This is a genomic window from Synechococcus sp. WH 5701 (assembly GCF_000153045.1).
Taxonomy (GTDB): Bacteria; Cyanobacteriota; Cyanobacteriia; order PCC-6307; family Cyanobiaceae; genus Regnicoccus_A; species Regnicoccus_A antarcticus.
In genome coordinates this window covers 517,843-533,404 of record NZ_CH724160.1, presented here as the reverse complement: position 1 = coordinate 533,404, position 15,562 = coordinate 517,843, and the positions used below count along the sequence as shown (strand labels likewise).

Below are 15,562 nucleotides of genomic sequence, written 5' to 3'. Positions count from 1 at the left end.
ACTTTTATCTGGATGCAGCCAGGCACTCAGGCTAGATGTTCCCTTGGACAGGCCCATGCTGGCTCGCCTCCAGCTGCATGCGACTTACCAGGGGCAGCAGGGAAGAAGCACGGTCTTTCTTGATTCTGACATGCTGATGGTTCGCCCACTTCCTCAGATCAGATTGGCGTCCAATGAAGTGCTGCTATGCCGGAGGTCTCTTGACAGAACTTCTCTTTTCAACCCAGGATTCATGGGTGGTCTATTCGCAGAATACAGTGGCCAGACAATTGACCAAGTGCACCCCGCGCTAGCCTGCTTTACGGCTACTCCAAATATCAGCTACTGGATTTCACTGCTGTCAGCTCTCAGCAATATTGACAGAAAGTTTCAACTTTGGTATGGAGACCAAGAGGCGATGCGGCGTTCCCTTGGCAATTTACAATTCAGCTTTAAGATGATCCCAGAAGCAATCGCTGCGTGCCTACCAGAGGCGCCGCAGGCTCGTGAAGCATCCATTCTTCACTTTAAAGGCAGACGCAGGAAGCAGCTTCTACTCGGAAAGACTCTTGGAGTCTGAGTTCAACATCCCGGCTTTAGACCTCCAACAAAGATGAATCAAAGAGAGCCAATGCAGGAGAATCAAGCCTTCAGCAAGGAACAGCCCCTGTCAATTCTCGCATACACTATATACCAGCGGAGTGAGTTCGCAGGTATGACCATATCTAACGATCATGGCGTTGTCAGAATAATGCATGCCTCTGTTGGGCGAAGGCCTGCAAATCTTCTCCTACTTGCTTGACGAGGAGACTCCAGTCATCACCGCTAGACTGACGGAAAAGGCGAGCTGAGGGATACCAAGGGGTTTGATCGCCTTCCATGCCCCAATACCAATGAGGGACCTGGCGAGAGGGCAAAAGAATCCAGGTAGGTTTTCCCATCGCACAAGCAATATGCGCTGTACTCGTGCTCACCGTAACCACGACATCGCAGAGCTGGATCCAGCAAGCGAGGGCTTCCAGGTCGCCGAAGAAATCAGCTTCGGGAAGAACGATTCCAGTCTGATCGATAAGCTCATGTTCCTCCTCAGAAAGCGCCTCGTGCTGCAGACTGATGCAGCTGGCGAAACTCAGCGTCGAAAGGGGAAGAAGATCCCTCAGGAATAATGATTTTCTGAATCCCCACTTCCTGTTATTGCTACGCCATACCAACCCTACCTTCAGTTTCCTGCTGTGCTCAGGAGGAAACTGCCTGAGGAGGCCAGGAGAGACGGGCGGGGCCTTCAAATAAGGGGCATTCCGGAAAGCAAAGGAGGAACGGTCATTGCGGCAATACATCCCCAATGACCCAAGAGGTACTACAGCGTTGATGTCAAGGGCATCAAGCGAAGTTTCGGAGGTAACGAGGGTGGCATCGGGGAAGCAGGGCCGCAGCAAGGTCAGGAGGCGAGGGCTCACCTCGATCACCAACTGATGACCCGCCGCAATTATTTCCCTCAGGAAGCCGAGGAACAGAACCTCATCCCCGATGCCCTGCTCGCGAGTCACCAGTAGTTGCCCATCCAGCTGAGAGCCGTCCCAGCGAGGGAAATGTGAATACCGGGACGCCTCCGCCCCCGGCTCGATCCATCGAGCCTCGTAATGCGCCCATGCAGCTTCGCTGAACGTACCGGTGCTGAATAACTGGATTCCCAGGTTCCTACGAGCGATTGCCTGGAAAGCTAAATTCTCCGGATCGGCCTCCATTGCCACCTGCATAGCTGTTGTGGCTTTCTGATGCTCACCTTCCCTGTTCAGCAAGTTCGCCAAAGCTGCGTAGGCTTCGCCTGAAACCCTGTCCTTTGCCAGCACCCTCTCAATCAGCTGCCGCGCTTGCGAAAGAGCGTCTGTTGCTTCTTCTTGCATCAACAACTCTGCAAGCCCAAGCAGCGCCGGCGAGAAGTCCGGACCGAGCTCTGCAGCCTTCCGCCAGATGGCACTGGCTTCGTCTGGCCTGCCCAACTTTTCCAGAATCTGTGCCAAGACTGTAAGAGCTTCCAAGTGGCCGGGCTCAATCTGCAGAGCTTGGAGCACCACCCTCAACGCCTCCTCGTTGTTCTTCCTCCACATCTGGAGGCTCGCCAGCAACACTAGTGCTGCCACATGATTCGGCTTAATCCGCAAGGCTCGTTTCGCCAGCGCATGAGCCTCTTCAGGCTTATTCTGAGCCTGCCGCAAGATGCCAAGAGAAATCAGGGCTTCTGGCTGCTGCGGCTGAAGTTCAAGGCCCTGGATAATGCAGACGTTTGCTTCGCCTAGAGCCCCACGTTCACGCAAAAGATTTCCCAGATTGATGTAAGCATCGCTGAAGTTTGGATTGCTGCGAATGGTCTCGCGCAGAAAATGTTCCGCCTCTTCACACCTCTGGGTGCGAAGCAGCACGGTGGCAAGGTTGGAGAGCAGGATTGGATGTCGGAGACCCCGGGCGAACGCGTTGCGATAACAAGCCTCAGCAGCTTTCAGATCGCCATGACGCTGGGCATCAATGCCGGTCGTCATCAAGGCGTCAATGGAGGAAGGAGTAGATCCCACCCGCATCTTCTTTGAAGGCAGCTTACTAGGAGAAGAAGAACCAAAACCTGCAGCCATGGATTCGCCTAAGCTAAGCATCAAGGCTAAGGCGTGGAGCCGATGGCGCCACTTGCTACCAGCGCCATCAGCGACAGCTGACGGGGCAGGCAACGATCCAAGCTGTAGTGGCTCAAGACCGTGGCTCGGGCGGCTTCCCCGAGTCGACGCGCCAACGCGCGATCCTGAAGGAGCTCGACCACGGCTTCGGCTAGGGAGTCCGGGTCGAAAAAGTTGACAAGCAGTCCGTTCCGTCCATCGTCGATCACTTCCTGCACCGGTGCCGTGGCGGAACCCACCACGGCACAACCACAAGCCATCGCTTCCAACATGCTCCAACTAAGCACGAAGGGATAAGTGAGATAAATGTGCGCCGCACTCAGCTGCAACAGATGCAGGAAACTTGAATAGGGAAGCCTACCGGTGAAATGCACGCGGCTGGGTTCATAGCGTCCCTCGATCTCCCGCAGGAAACGATCCTTCCACTCCCCCTCCTCGCAGACAGACCCATAACTGGCTCCCTTCGTTTCTCCGACGATCACGATCCGGGCCTCTGGAGCCAACCGCTGCAGCGAGGGGATCGCCCGGATCATCGTGTGGCAGCCCCGATAAGGCTCCACGCGACGGTTCACGAAACTCACGATGGGATCCCCCTGGCAGAGTTCCGTTCCGTCAGGCAGGGTCAGGGGCCCAGCCTCGGAGTTGGGGCGGGCCCGCTGGGTGTCGATGCCGTCGTGAATCACGCTGATACGGCTTTGCCAGAGGGACGGAAAGCTGCTGCGCTGGAATGCCGTGGGGGTGACACTCCAGCTGCTGGTTTCCCAATGGAGCAGCGGGTTGGCCATCTTCAGCCGAACTCGGGCAGCCGTACGCCAGTCGAGATCGCCCTGCAGCTCTAGATCAAAGTCGGAATCAAAGCCTCGTGCACGGTAGAAGAACTCCTGATAGGTGAGGATCGGAACGGTCGGCCAGAGGTCGCGCAAGAACAGCATCTCCCCCCAGCCAGGATGACCACAGATCAGGTCAGGGCGGTATCCCTGCTCCTTGAGGCGATGGGCTGCTTCGGCACAGGCCTCGCCACGGATTGTCTTGGTTTCGATGTCACGCACAAGGGGGCTGAGATCCGTGGAGGAAGCACGCCGGATGCCGTAGCGCAGATAGGTGACCCCCTTAGGGATCGGCTCGGAGAGTTGCTCGATGCCCAGCGCCAGCAGATGGTGCCCCTGCTGGCCAGCCAGTGCACGGATCACGTGGCGGTACTGCCCAGGAAAACTCTGATGAATGAAGAGAATATTCACAGGATTGGAAAAAGCATATCCTAAGATTAGTGTTACTGAAGAAGGTTGCCGATGCCAAGACCATGCACGGTAAGAGTGGTTATCCCTCACTTCTTCAGCCGAACGCCCGCTGAAGAAGGGTACGGCTCCACCCGCGGAGATGAGCTAATCCGGGGTATCGCCCTGAGCCGCTGCATCGGCTCGATTCTAGCCTTGGCCCGCAGCGAAGCAGACGACATCCTCGATATTGGCAGCCGCACGATTGCCCAAGCACCGTCGGCAGCCTTTCCGTCCCCACAGCTCAGTGGCATCAATCTTGAATTGCATGTCTTCGTAACCGGTGAGCAGTGGATCAAGCCTGTGCTCAACAGCTTTCGTGGCCGCATCCATCTGCATCGACAAGAGCTCGACAATCCACGCCTGCTGCCGGCCTCTGCTCGAGACTTTCTGCTTCAGGCCGAGCCCATTGCTGACCTGTCGATGTACCTGGAGGATGATCTGGTGATCGGCGATCGGCAATACATCGATAAGTTGCTTTGGTTCATGCAAACCACGCAGCACGGTATAGGGTTGATGCCCCATCGCTACGAACTGACCGGTGAACACGGTACCGCACGGTTGTATGTGGATGGGCCGCTACGGCATGAATTCCTCAACCAATTCCAGAGCCCTGCCTTGAATGTGGCTGGGCTGCGCTTCTGGGATGGCCAAATCGTGCACTTTGATCGGTCCACCAACCCCCACTCCGGCAGCTTTTCTCTCAGCAGACCACAGGTGGAGAAGCTGCGGGAGCAGACGGCCTGGCCGATCGAGGGATTTGTGGGTCCGCTGGAGAGCGTGGCCACTTATACGGTGTTACAGCAGTTCCCGGTCTGGAAACCGAGCTGGGCATGCCGGGAGTTTCTGGGAATCGAGCACGGTTGCCCATCGTTCCTGCACTATCGGCAGCATCTTTCCCGAAAAATCATACGCCGAAAATAAAGACAAAGCCTGCCAGGAATCTCAATCTTCTGTTGACGCCACAGGAAAGGCTATGTGTACTAAGAAAAAGCCCTCTCCGAAGAGAGGGCCATAGAAAGAGGAAGTATTCTTAAGAAAGCCTTAGCCTGAATTGCTGATCAGACAGGAATAGTTCCTTCAAAAACAAAGTTACTGTCTTGGAGGATAGAGGTGTTACCAGCACCAATTAAGACCGTTGAGACATCCCGATTGAAGTCAGCATTAGTCCAATCACCAAAAGTTTGATTGCTGGTTTGAGTAAGCAGAATGTCAGAGCCAAATTGTGCAGTCACAAAAGACTGCGAATCAGCACTGAAGAATCCTCTAATGGCAATGTTAGAGTTAAAGGGTGCCAATGTACCACTAGCATTGAATGACATATTTGCAGCACCTTGGTTGCCAATAACAAGTTGACCAATAATCCCGGTGTCAATCACATTGGTTCCAGCAGATGCTGAACTCCAATCAGTAATTACATCGACGCCACCGCCGCCCCAGGTAAATTGAAATCCATTACCCAGTCTAGAAGTGCCGGCACCTGGAGCAGTAACGTTGTAGGTAGCTGAATCATCATCCCTGCTCACAAAGCGGTTGCCACCAGTGCCGCCGCTGAGGGTATCCCCCTCGCGGTCATTTCTGCCGCCGTACACGACATCGGAGCCGTTGCCGCCTTCAACTGTGTCTCTACCTTCAGCACCAACGAGAAAGTCGTCGCCGTCGTTGCCTTGGATGGAGTCATCGCCGTCGCCACCGGTCACAGAGTCGTTACCGGCGCCGCCCACCATGGTGAGATCAGCTTCGGATGTACCAACAGCAGTAGCAGTCGCCGACAGGAAGTCGTCACCGTCGCCACCGTCGAAGATCGTTCCGGCAGCGGAGGAGTCGACGTCAATCAGGATGACGTCATTACCGAGATTGCCTCCAACAAAAGAGTTGGTAAGAGCACTGTTATCACGGCCAAGCTCAATGGTCAGGAGGTCATTGCCTTGACCACCAAAAATGGAGCTGCGATCGGTATTGCTTGGTGACAAGTTGTCATCCATGCCGAGGAAGTCGTCGCCCCTATTCCCATTAAAATAGGAACTCTGAGCATTGCCGATCCACAACGTGTCGTTGCCTTGACCACCTTGGAGGGTCGAAATGGTGGCATCAATTGAGAATTGACGGTTTCCGAACTCGTCATCCCCCTAGTTCAGCTCAATAAGAGCGCCAGAAAGGAAGAGTGGATCAGTACCGATGACTCCGAGGCCGGCAACATTGGTGGTTACGACATCATTGCCTTGGCCACCGAAGATTGAAGCATTCGGCGCGAAGACGCCAATGTTCCAGAAGTCATCACCTTCCCTTCCTTCGGAGTAGAACGTGGTGGCATCTACGGGGAGAGACGTGATGGCAATCTGGTCGTTGAAGGCAGTTCCAAGAAACTGAACGGGCTCTGTAGGTGAGCCGGGGATGGTGTCAAAAGCCATGGTTGGGGCTGTTTTGAGCGCTGTACAGCAGATCCACTCTACGCCGAAGGGCGGAGCATGACCACCCTAGACCAAGGATCAGTAGGCGGCAATTGATCTGGCACAGGGCCAATGCGGGAGCAAAAGCCCTGCACCGCAGGCGTTCTCATGGATTTCAGTACCAGAAAACTCCTCTGAGGGCAGCCAAGAAAAAGCAACTGTGGCCAGTCTCACACATTATCTGAGCGCCGTGGCCATCGGGAGACTCCGCCTGAGGATCAACGGCGTCGCAGCCCTTCGGCCTTATCGCGGAAGCTGCCCAGCAGTAGCTGTAGATAGGTGGCTTTACGCAGCTTGATGTTCGCCCTCAGCGACATGCCCACCTGCAGTGGCAAATAGCTGCCGGTCTTGAGCTTCAACCGCTGGCTCAAGAGCGTGATTCTGGCCGGAAAACGGTAATCTTCACGTTGAGCTGTCCGATCCGGCGCCAGAGCATCGGATCCAATCTGGCGTACGGTTCCCTCAAGAACACCGAAATCATTGGCCGGGAACGAGTCGATGCTGAGGTCCACGGGCATGCCCACGTGCACGAAGCCAATCTGAGACGACGGAATTTCCACGCCGGCTTCCAGCTTGTTCAGGGGAACCACCTTCATCACCGATTCAGTGCCCTGAGCCACGTAGCCCGCCGCCTTGGGCTTGAGGTCGAACACCACACCACTCACCGGTGCACGCAGCTCCTGATAGGCCAGAGACACCTCAACATCAGCCAACTCGCTGCGCAGGCTGGCCAGCTGACCCTGCAGTTGCTGGGTGGCCTGGTCCAGGATGGCCTGCTGGCGAAAACGATCCAGCTGAGTTTGGGTAAGCTGGCCTTCGGTTTGCTGCACGCGGTCAAATTGCTGGAGATACTGGAGTTCTGCAGAAGCCCCCTCCCTGGCCAAGCTCTGATAGCGCTTGAGAATGTCCTTCTGAAGGCTGAGGTTCTTATCCAAAACCAGGGCTTGATCCTGGTTCATCTCCAGAAACTTCCTCAGTTCCAGATCCTTGAGGTTCAACTGACGTTGAGTGGCAGCAATATTTTGCTCGATCGAGCGCTTCTTCTGGCGGTTGGATTGCGTATCAAGCCGCATCACCACCTGGCCTGCCTTCACCTGATCGCCTTCCTTCACCAGCAGGGAAGCTGCGATGCCCCCCACCGGCATCTGGATGTCTCGCACGGAGCCAATCGGCTCGAGTTTGCCGGTAACGGAAACGATCTCTTCGGTTTTGGCCAGGGCCAGCCAGCCCACGGCAAAGGCGGTGGTTCCCATCAAAACCCAGGCGGTGGCTCGCATCCACAGCCGGGATTGCCTGAGCACCGTTTCGTCATGCTGGCCTGCGGAGACCATGCGCTCAAGCAACTGCCCAGGGTTGCGGTTCGACATGTGAGTGGGCATCAAGCGGCTTCCTGCTGGCGGAAAAGGGTGTAATAACGCCCCTTCTGGGCGATCAGTTGGTCATGGGTTCCGGTTTCCACGATCGCCCCTTGATGCATCATCACAATCAGATCGGCGCGCCGGATCGTGGAGAGGCGATGGGTGATGAAGAAAACGGTGCAGTCGTGGAGTTCTTCAAGCAAATTGTCGCAGACACGCCGCTCGGTGTCATAGTCGAGAGCACTGGTGGCCTCGTCCATCACCAGGAGCTTGGGGCGCGTGAGCAGGGTACGGGCAATGGCCACTCTCTGGCGTTGTCCGCCGCTCAGGCCAGCTCCTCTCTCACCGATCTTCGTGCTGTAGCCACTCGAGAGCTCCATGATGAATTCATGGGCGCAAGCCAGTTTGGCCGCCCGCACGATGTCTTCACTATCTGCTTCGGGCTGGGTCAACGCGATGTTCTCGCTGATCGTGCCGGAAAAAAGCAGCGGCTCCTGGGGAACGATACCCACCTGGCGGCGCAGTGAATACAATTCAACCTTGTCTATGTCGTAGTGATCAATCAGGATACGACCACTGTTTGGAGAATAGAGCCTTGGGATCAGCTTCATGAGAGTGCTTTTCCCGCTTCCGCTCTGGCCCACGATGCCAACAAAGGTTCCAGCCTTCAACTCAAGATCAACGTTCTTGAGAATCAATGGTTGGCCTTGAACGAACGAAAAGCTCACATCCTCGAACACCACATCGCCATGGATCGGCGGCAGTGGAATCTTGGCTTTATCAGTTTCCGTGGATTCCTGGGGGGTGTCAACCACATCAGCCAGACGCTCGAACGACACCCGAAGCTCCTGAATGCTTTGCCAGATCGTGGAAAGCCGTAGCAGGGGTTGGGTCACATAGCCACTCAGAATTCTGAAGGCAATCAACTGGCCCAAGGTAAGTTCGCCCCTGAGCACAAGCACCGCACCCACCCAGATCACCAGAAGCTGAGACAACTTCTGAAGAACCTGGCCGATCTGAGACAGCGCCGTACCGGTGATGGTTTTCTCGAACGTGCGCGAGATGTATTTTCCGTAGAGTTCCTGCCACTTCCAGCGGCTCACCATTTCCACGTTCTGGGCTTTCACGGTCTGAATGCCGGTAAGCACTTCCACGAGGTGGCTCTGGGTACGGGCGTTGTCTTCAGCGGCCTGGCGGAACTGGCGCCGGAAGAGTGGAGCACCCAAGAGGGTGATCCCGATCTGAATGGGAAGCACCGCCAGAGCCACGATCGTGAGTGTCCAGCTGTAGAGCACCATCACAGCGATGTAGATCACCGAGAACACGGCATCCAGCACCGTGGTCAGCGCCTGGCCGGTGAGGAAACCCCTGATCTTCTCAAGCTCCGCCACCCTGGATCCCAGCTCTCCCACCGGACGGCGATCGAAGTAATTCAGGGGCAGGCGTAGCAGGTGGTCGATCACCTCGGCGCCCAGGCGCTGGTCGATCCTGTTGGTGGTTTCAGCAAACAGGAACGTACGCAAACTCCCAAGCACACCCTCCAGCAAGGTGACCACCATCAGGGCAAAGCCCAGAACTTGGAGAGTATCCAAACTCCGCTGATTGATCACCTTGTCGATGATGATCTGAATCAGCAGGGGATTGGCCAGGGTGAACAACTGAACCACAAAGCTGGCCACCAGCACCTGCAGCAGCACTCCCCGGTAGCGCGACAAGGCCGGCAAAAACCAACTCGGCCCAAAGGTCTGATCAGGCGTGGACGTGGTGCGATCGAACACCAGCAGATCCATCCCTTCCGAGTAGGCCTCCAAGATTTCGGCTGGGGTGAGTTCAATCCAGCCATGGCGCGGTGAGGCCAGCGTGATGCCTCCTTGATGGCTGGCCACCACCAAAGCGAATCCCTCCTTCCAGCTCAGCAGCGATGGGGTCTGCAGACGGGTGCCCATTCCTGCTGGCACCTTGGCCCCCACCACATGCAGGCCGAGGGATCCGGCCACCTGGCCAATGAGCTGCAGGTTGAGGGTCTGGCCGCGGCGCAGGGCATCCTGCAACACTTTCTCGATCGAATCCCGTCGGTACGGAAGCTTCATCTCCCGAGCCAGCATCTGAAAGCAGGCCATCGTTTCCTGCAGGGGTCCCTCACCCCGCACCAACGTCATCCCCCGACGTTCGCCGTTGGCGCCGTAGGTCAGCCGACTCACTTCCGGTGCTTCGGGGGCCTCCTGGATGGCGCTGCCCTCCAGGCTGCGCTCAGGGGTGGCCGGCGGCTTGTTTTCGTTGGCCGAGGGAGCGATCACCCGGTCCATCACGTCTCTGGGCAGAGCAATCAGCCGGAGCCCGAAGGGCCCAATGGGCTTGGGGAGAGTGACCTGGGGATCAGCAAGCTCTGAGCACAGCGCCTGACCTTCACAGGCACTGCCCAGGAAAAGCGCCGTACCGGCAAGCACGGCGTCCCGAAACGCTGGTCGATCGGGTGGAATCAGCTGGGCTTGCCCGGCCGCCGGGGCCAGGACCTGAAGCAGGGAGCCGTTACTGCTGGCGCTGCTCTGCTGAATAGCCTGCAGCAGGGCCACCACTTCCGCTGGGAAGAGCGTGCTATCGCACCATCCGCGGAAGGAAGGCTCACTGCCATGCAGCTTCACGATCAAGTCGTCGCTCAGAGCGAACGCCACCAGCTCGGTGGCCGCGCAGACTGATTCACAGGCCTGGCCCCGCAACAGCGAGGCCAGGCCCACCAGATTCCCAGGACCCAGCTTCACCAATGTGGCCATCCGGCCCTGCTCCTGACCAAGCAGGCGCGCCTGGCCTTGCACCAGCAGCAGCACCTGGGCAGGAAGTATGCTGCCATCGGTGAGACTTTGTCCCAGCCGGTAGCGCAGCAAGGTCGACGACTGGGACAGGAGCTGGCGCCCTGCTGGGCTCAGGGATCGAAACGCTGGATGGTCAAGCAGAGCGCCAGCAGCAGTCTGGGTCATTCCGTCGGGCGGCTCTCGCTGTTGATCTGAAGTGCAGCCAGCTTACGGGAAGTCTCCTCCTTGACCCATTGCTCGAACAGCTCGAGCGCCATCTGATCAGCCGTCGCCTCCTCAAAGCTGGCGGGGTGGTAACTCTCCAGCCGCAAGATCAGCCAAAATCCCTCCAGGAGAAAGGGTTCCTGCAACAGGCCCGGGCGGCTGACCCTCAGCCGTTCCGCCAGGGCTGGGTGAGCCTGGGTCAGCGGTACCGGACCCACCAGGCCCTTGGTGTGCTTCTCCACCCCCGTGGAGAAAGCCGCCGCCAGGTCGGCGAAACTGGCCTCTTGCCCGGCGATGCGCAAGTAGAGCTCCCGGGCCAGGAAGGGATCCTGAACACGCAGGAGACTGTAAACCACCCGATCAAGGTGATTCTTGCGGCTGAGAAAGTGGGTCTCGGCTTTGTGCCGGAAGTGCTCCTGGCAGTGATGGCGCAGCTTCAGTGGCTGTTGGATCTGCCACTCCAGGGCGTCCCCCGAGAGCCCTCGCTCAATCAGAAACGAGGCGATCGAGGCCTCATCACTCAGCCGGTGATGGCGGAGGAACTCCTCACGTGCGGCAGCAAGGTCAGCTGCTGCGATGGGTTCGGCCGAAATGGCATCCTCGACCACCTGAGCGCGCACCAGCTTTTTGAGCAGGTTGTGGCGCTGCAGCAGGGCGAGGGCTTCGGCAGGCAAGCTCCCGATCACGTCCTTCATGGGCCGCAGCATAGAGGTCGAACTCGGCTGCCCCCCGGTTTGACCCAGAGGCCCTCGATGGGGCATGCTGACCAAGTCGGCGACAGGCCGGTACTGCAGGGCACCCGTCAAACGATCGGGCCCAGCATGCGGATGTAGCTCAGTGGTAGAGCATCTCCTTGCCAAGGAGAGGGTCGAGAGTTCGAATCTCTTCATCCGCTTTCAGAACACTCAGAATCACTGTTGTGGTGCCCAGCCTCAGCTTTGCTTATGCAGCAGCAACTGCTGGGTGACAGGCTCGAATCCCAACCTCTGATAAAAGCCGGCGCTGTTCGTGGTCATGAGGTAGATGCGCTCCACCCCGCTCAGCTCCGGACTGGCGAGCAGGCGCTGCACGAGCATTCGTCCCAGGCCCTGGCCCTGGTGGCCGGAGTGCACGACCACGTCCCAGAGCAGGGCCCGGTAGACCCCATCACTGGTCGCCCGCCCAAAACCAATCAGTTCACGGCCGCTCCAGGCACTGACAGCGACCTGGCTTCCCCTCAACATGCGCTGCAGATCGTCCCGCTGTCGCCCCCTGGCCCAGAAGCTGTGGCTGTTGAACAAGTGCTGCAACTGGCCCATGGCATCAACCGGCCGCAGCCCCGGCCCAAGCCCCAGGCGCAGGCCTGGGGCACCTGGACGGTGTCGGATCAGGGTGGGCAACAGGTCAGCCCCCTGGCTGCAAGAACGACAGCGTCCCATCTTCGCTTCCCGCCCGCACTGAGGTGTGTGGACACTTCCCTGATAGTGTTCGCCTAGAAAACTGGGCGCCTGATGTTCATTCGGAGAACGACACGCTGGGATTGGCTGCTGGCTGTTGTGCTGCTCTCACTGTTTCCTATCTACAGCTTGATCAGCGGCCAGGACATCAACTACGACGCCCGCAATTACCACCTCTATTCTTCGCTTGCTTTTCTTGCCAACGATTATGGCTCCGACCTTCTCCCCGGCGGCACGCAGACCTTCCTGAACCCCCTGGCCAGCCTGCCGGCCGCCTGGTTGTACGCCGCCAGCGGCGTACTCGGACCGTTGCTGCCCACGCTGCTGTTCTCGCTGCTCCAGGGCTTTGCCCTGGTTGTCGTCTATGCGATCGGCTTGCTCCTCTTCGCTGGTGATCGCCGTCTGTCCTTCCTGGCGGCTCTACTCGGTGGCAGCGCCCCCCTGGTGCTTTCGGAGGCGGGCAACACGATGGCCGATCTCACCCTGTCACTCCTCAGCGTCATCAGCCTCTGGTTGGCTCTGGCGGCAGTGGCTGGTCACGCCGGGCCGGTTCGGCGTCGCTGGCTGGTGGCGCTTTCGGCGGGGCTGGTGGGTGCGGCGGTCGGGATCAAGCTCACCTTCGTGATCACCTTGCCGCTGCTGGGGGCGGTGTTGCTGCTGGGCCCGATGCCGCCGCAAGGGTGGCGGGCGGCGCTGCGAAGGTTGCTGCGCGGAGTCGCGATCGTTCTGCTGCCCTTCCTGCTCAGCCTCTCGCTATTCACCTCCCCCCAACTGATCCATTCCAGCCAGAACACGGGCAGCCCGATCTACCCCCTGTTCAACAACCATTTCCGTTCCCCTCTGCATGAGGATTCCCACCCCACTGAAGGCCGCTTCCTACCCGACTCGCTCCCCTCGTTTCTGCTCGCCCCCCTCTTCGATTTCAGCGACAGCTTCTTTCCGCCCTTCAATCCGGACATGGACCTGAAGACTCGCCGATCAGAGGTTCTCTTCCGTGATCTGCGTCCGTTGTTGTGGGCACTGAGCAGTCTCGCCCTGTTGTTGGTTCCGCCCCTGCGGCATCGGCTGGGGCGGCTGCAGCGAGCCGTGGTGCTGGGGCTCGCCGGCTCCTACGTCTTCTGGCTTGGACTCAGCGCCATCGGCCGCTACGCCATCCCCCTGCAACTGCTGCAGGGCCTGGTGATCGCCCTGTTCTGCCAGCAACTCCTGGCCAGTCTGCCTGTTCCGCAGCGCCGGTTCGGCCCCGCGCTGCTGCTGACGGCTGTGCTGGCGCTCAGCCTGGCCAGCCAGATCACCCCCAGCTGGGGACGTTCAGGCTTCGAGAGGCACTGGACCATGATCCGCTCCGCATCCGCGCCGGCACTGGTGCCGCTGAGCGATGGCCGGCTTGAGTTCCCTCCTGGTGTGCCAATCGTGCTGCTCAATCGGCCGATCGGCTGGATCAAGTCCCACACCCTCGCCAGTGGCAATCCTTTGCTGAACTGGGATCCAGGGATTGCTCCGGCAACGGCGGCCCATTCGAAGATGCCGATGCTCCACCGTCTGATCCAGCAGCGGCTGCTGGACAGCGGCTTCGATTCGTTTCTGGTCCATGTCATCCCCCGGGGAGATGAGGTGCCGGAGCAACGGCTTCGCGCATTCCTGGAGGAAGCGCCCATGATCACTGCTGCGGGCTTCAGGCTGGGGCGCTGTTCCCACTACGAGGCCAGTTCAGGCCTGGAAGACTTCAGCCTTTGTTCCGTATCACAGCCCTGAATGGATTTGCTTCAGTCGATTGCCAGCAAGCGAATCGATTCGATAGGATCACCGAACAGCTGATGAGCAGGGGACTTGCGAACATCTCCCGAACCCCAGCTCAGTTTCGTCATCCCCTGCCTCAATGAGGCGCCCACCCTCGCTGCCACGATCCGCGATTGCCATCGTGGCGGCGCCGCGACCGGCCTTCCCTACGAAATCCTGGTCGCTGACAATGGCAGCTCCGATGGCTCGGTCGAGATTGCCAGACTTGAGGGCGCCCGGGTGGTTGCGGTGCCCGTCCGTGGCTATGGGGCCGCCCTGCGGGCCGGCATCCAGGAGGCGCGAGGGTCCTTTGTGTTCATGGGGGATGCTGATTCCACCTATCGCTTCGACCAGGCCCCCCTGTTTCTGGAGCCCCTGAAAAACGGAGCAGATCTTGTGATGGGCAACCGCTTCCAGGGCACGATCGAGCCGGGAGCCATGCCGTTCTTGCATCGCTATCTTGGCAATCCTGTGCTCAGCTTGCTGGGACGGATCTTGTTCGGCATTGAAGTCGGAGACTTTCACTGCGGCTTGCGGGCCTTTCGCCGCAACTCGATCGAGCGGCTATCCCTGTGCAGTAACGGCATGGAATTCGCCTCTGAGATGGTGATCAAGGCCAGCATTTGTGATCTCTGTCTCAAGGAGATCCCCACCGATCTTCGGCCTAACCCTCCGAGCCGTCGCCCTCACCTCCGCACCTGGCGCGATGGCTGGCGCCACCTGAAGTTCATGCTTTCATTCAGTCCTCGCTATGCATTTCTCGGGCTTGGATCGATCTGCCTGGTTACTTCTCTTCTCTTGTATCTCGCCTATTCAGCCGAGATTTACGTCTTCACCGGCACAACATCCTTGCTCGCAGCCAGCTTTCTGTTTTTTGCGGCATGCGCCCTCATTTCCGATTATATTGTAACGCGCTTCTTCTTTGCGCGTCGTTACGGCAGCCACGTGGGCCGTGGGGGTCGCCTGATTGATCGCTTACTAAACATGCGTTCTGGCGTTGACAGGCTGATGAGAGCTGCGGTGTTTTCACTGATCCTGGGAATCGTGCTGATCATGATCGCCTCAACCTCATACCACAATAATCCGATCCCCATCCGCCGCATCAGTCAAGTCGCCTTTCTGGCCTCAGTTGCCCTCTCAATATCCTTGTTCTCATATCTTGCCGGCGCGAAGATCTCCACCTTGGCGGCATTTCAGGATCGAGAAATCTAAGGTGAATGGCCGCTTCCTGCTCTTCGCGCTGATTGGTGCCATCGCCTTTGCGGTGGACGCGGCAGCCTATCTCCTGCTTGGCAGCTGGTTCAATCAGCCTCCACTACAAAAAGCCCTGGGCTTTTTTGGCGGCGTGAGCACCACCTATCTGCTCAACAGCTTCATCACCTTCCGCACACCACTGGCGCTGTCGCGCTATGGCCTCTACGTGCTCTCCCAGAGCGCCGGCATGCTGGTGAACCTGACCTCCTTTCTTGTCTTTCTGCGGCTTGTGCCTGTTCTTGCGGCCCTGGTGCTGGCCACGCTGGCAGGGCTTGGATTCAATTTTTTTGCGGCCAAGCGAGTACTGCGAAGGCCTTCACCGCCTGGATGAGCCACGCCAGACCTGGGTCGG

Annotated in this window: 13 protein-coding genes and 1 tRNA gene; 6 read left to right on the top strand and 8 right to left on the bottom strand. The window is 58.4% G+C overall.

Translation table 11 applies throughout. The features are described from left to right. Positions 1 to 55 precede the first annotated feature (55 nt). On the top strand, positions 56 to 559 hold the full coding sequence (locus tag WH5701_RS18460) for a hypothetical protein (protein WP_232201912.1): 504 nt from the start codon (positions 56 to 58) through the stop codon (positions 557 to 559). Positions 560 to 722: 163 nt separating this feature from the next. On the opposite strand, the gene WH5701_RS12675 is transcribed toward WH5701_RS18460, so the two are convergent. Next, a complete protein-coding gene (locus WH5701_RS12675; RefSeq protein ID WP_198005198.1) occupies positions 723 to 2,606 on the bottom strand; it encodes a tetratricopeptide repeat protein in 1,884 nt (627 codons plus the stop codon). A 26-nt stretch (positions 2,607 to 2,632) separates the two neighbouring features. Then, positions 2,633 to 3,835: a glycosyltransferase gene (locus WH5701_RS12670; protein ID WP_006172838.1), complete on the bottom strand. Its 1,203-nt coding sequence runs from the start codon at positions 3,833 to 3,835 to the stop codon at positions 2,633 to 2,635. Between the two features lie 240 nt (positions 3,836 to 4,075). Between WH5701_RS12670 and WH5701_RS12665 the strand changes: the two genes are divergently transcribed. Next, complete coding sequence (locus WH5701_RS12665; protein ID WP_156776749.1) at positions 4,076 to 4,843, top strand: hypothetical protein; 768 nt, start codon at positions 4,076 to 4,078, stop codon at positions 4,841 to 4,843. Between the two features lie 137 nt (positions 4,844 to 4,980). Here the strand turns inward: WH5701_RS12665 and WH5701_RS17745 are convergent, their stop codons facing one another. The 5 genes from WH5701_RS17745 to WH5701_RS12640 form a co-directional block, all read right to left on the bottom strand. Continuing rightward, positions 4,981 to 5,904: a calcium-binding protein gene (locus tag WH5701_RS17745; protein WP_156776748.1), complete on the bottom strand. Its 924-nt coding sequence runs from the start codon at positions 5,902 to 5,904 to the stop codon at positions 4,981 to 4,983. Between the two features lie 144 nt (positions 5,905 to 6,048). Continuing rightward, positions 6,049 to 6,330 carry a hypothetical protein gene (locus tag WH5701_RS12655; RefSeq protein ID WP_037981076.1) on the bottom strand — a complete coding sequence of 94 codons (282 nt, stop codon included), beginning with the start codon at positions 6,328 to 6,330 and terminating at the stop codon, positions 6,049 to 6,051. A gap of 257 nt (positions 6,331 to 6,587) precedes the next feature. After that, positions 6,588 to 7,736, bottom strand: coding sequence for an HlyD family secretion protein (locus WH5701_RS12650; protein ID WP_006172831.1), 1,149 nt, complete (start codon positions 7,734 to 7,736; stop codon positions 6,588 to 6,590). A gap of 11 nt (positions 7,737 to 7,747) precedes the next feature. Beyond that, positions 7,748 to 10,702, bottom strand: coding sequence for an ABC transporter transmembrane domain-containing protein (locus WH5701_RS12645; protein WP_006172829.1), 2,955 nt, complete (start codon positions 10,700 to 10,702; stop codon positions 7,748 to 7,750). Beyond that, complete coding sequence (locus WH5701_RS12640; RefSeq protein ID WP_156776747.1) at positions 10,699 to 11,436, bottom strand: peptidylprolyl isomerase; 738 nt, start codon at positions 11,434 to 11,436, stop codon at positions 10,699 to 10,701. The genes WH5701_RS12645 and WH5701_RS12640 overlap by 4 nt, the downstream gene beginning before the upstream one ends. Before the next feature lie 128 nt (positions 11,437 to 11,564). Here WH5701_RS12640 and WH5701_RS12635 point away from each other — a divergent pair. Next, positions 11,565 to 11,636 (top strand) — tRNA-Gly (locus WH5701_RS12635). 37 nt (positions 11,637 to 11,673) lie between these two features. On the opposite strand, the gene WH5701_RS12630 is transcribed toward WH5701_RS12635, so the two are convergent. Continuing rightward, a complete protein-coding gene (locus WH5701_RS12630; RefSeq protein ID WP_006172826.1) occupies positions 11,674 to 12,120 on the bottom strand; it encodes a GNAT family N-acetyltransferase in 447 nt (148 codons plus the stop codon). Between the two features lie 111 nt (positions 12,121 to 12,231). Between WH5701_RS12630 and WH5701_RS12625 the strand changes: the two genes are divergently transcribed. The 3 genes from WH5701_RS12625 to WH5701_RS12615 all read left to right on the top strand — a co-directional run bounded on the left by WH5701_RS12625 (position 12,232) and on the right by WH5701_RS12615 (position 15,541). Further along, positions 12,232 to 13,932, top strand: a complete 1,701-nt coding sequence (locus tag WH5701_RS12625; protein WP_006172824.1) for a hypothetical protein — start codon at positions 12,232 to 12,234, stop codon at positions 13,930 to 13,932. Positions 13,933 to 14,007: 75 nt separating this feature from the next. Beyond that, a complete protein-coding gene (locus WH5701_RS12620) occupies positions 14,008 to 15,168 on the top strand; it encodes a glycosyltransferase family 2 protein (RefSeq protein ID WP_006172823.1) in 1,161 nt (386 codons plus the stop codon). Beyond that, positions 15,116 to 15,541: a GtrA family protein gene (locus tag WH5701_RS12615; protein WP_198005197.1), complete on the top strand. Its 426-nt coding sequence runs from the start codon at positions 15,116 to 15,118 to the stop codon at positions 15,539 to 15,541. The genes WH5701_RS12620 and WH5701_RS12615 overlap by 53 nt, the downstream gene beginning before the upstream one ends. Positions 15,542 to 15,562 lie beyond the last annotated feature (21 nt).

Excerpts from the sequence above, each read along its gene's own strand:
- WH5701_RS17745 (WP_156776748.1), bottom strand. The coding sequence starts at position 5,904 with ATGGATGACAACTTGTCACCAAGCAATACCGATCGCAGCTCCATTTTT.
- WH5701_RS12640 (WP_156776747.1), bottom strand. The coding sequence starts at position 11,436 with ATGAAGGACGTGATCGGGAGCTTGCCTGCCGAAGCCCTCGCCCTGCTG.
- WH5701_RS12675 (WP_198005198.1), bottom strand. The coding sequence starts at position 2,606 with ATGGCTGCAGGTTTTGGTTCTTCTTCTCCTAGTAAGCTGCCTTCAAAG.
- WH5701_RS12625 (WP_006172824.1), top strand. The coding sequence starts at position 12,232 with ATGTTCATTCGGAGAACGACACGCTGGGATTGGCTGCTGGCTGTTGTG.
- WH5701_RS12645 (WP_006172829.1), bottom strand. The coding sequence starts at position 10,702 with ATGACCCAGACTGCTGCTGGCGCTCTGCTTGACCATCCAGCGTTTCGA.
- WH5701_RS12655 (WP_037981076.1), bottom strand. The coding sequence starts at position 6,330 with ATGGCTTTTGACACCATCCCCGGCTCACCTACAGAGCCCGTTCAGTTT.
- WH5701_RS18460 (WP_232201912.1), top strand. The coding sequence starts at position 56 with ATGCTGGCTCGCCTCCAGCTGCATGCGACTTACCAGGGGCAGCAGGGA.
- WH5701_RS12650 (WP_006172831.1), bottom strand. The coding sequence starts at position 7,736 with ATGTCGAACCGCAACCCTGGGCAGTTGCTTGAGCGCATGGTCTCCGCA.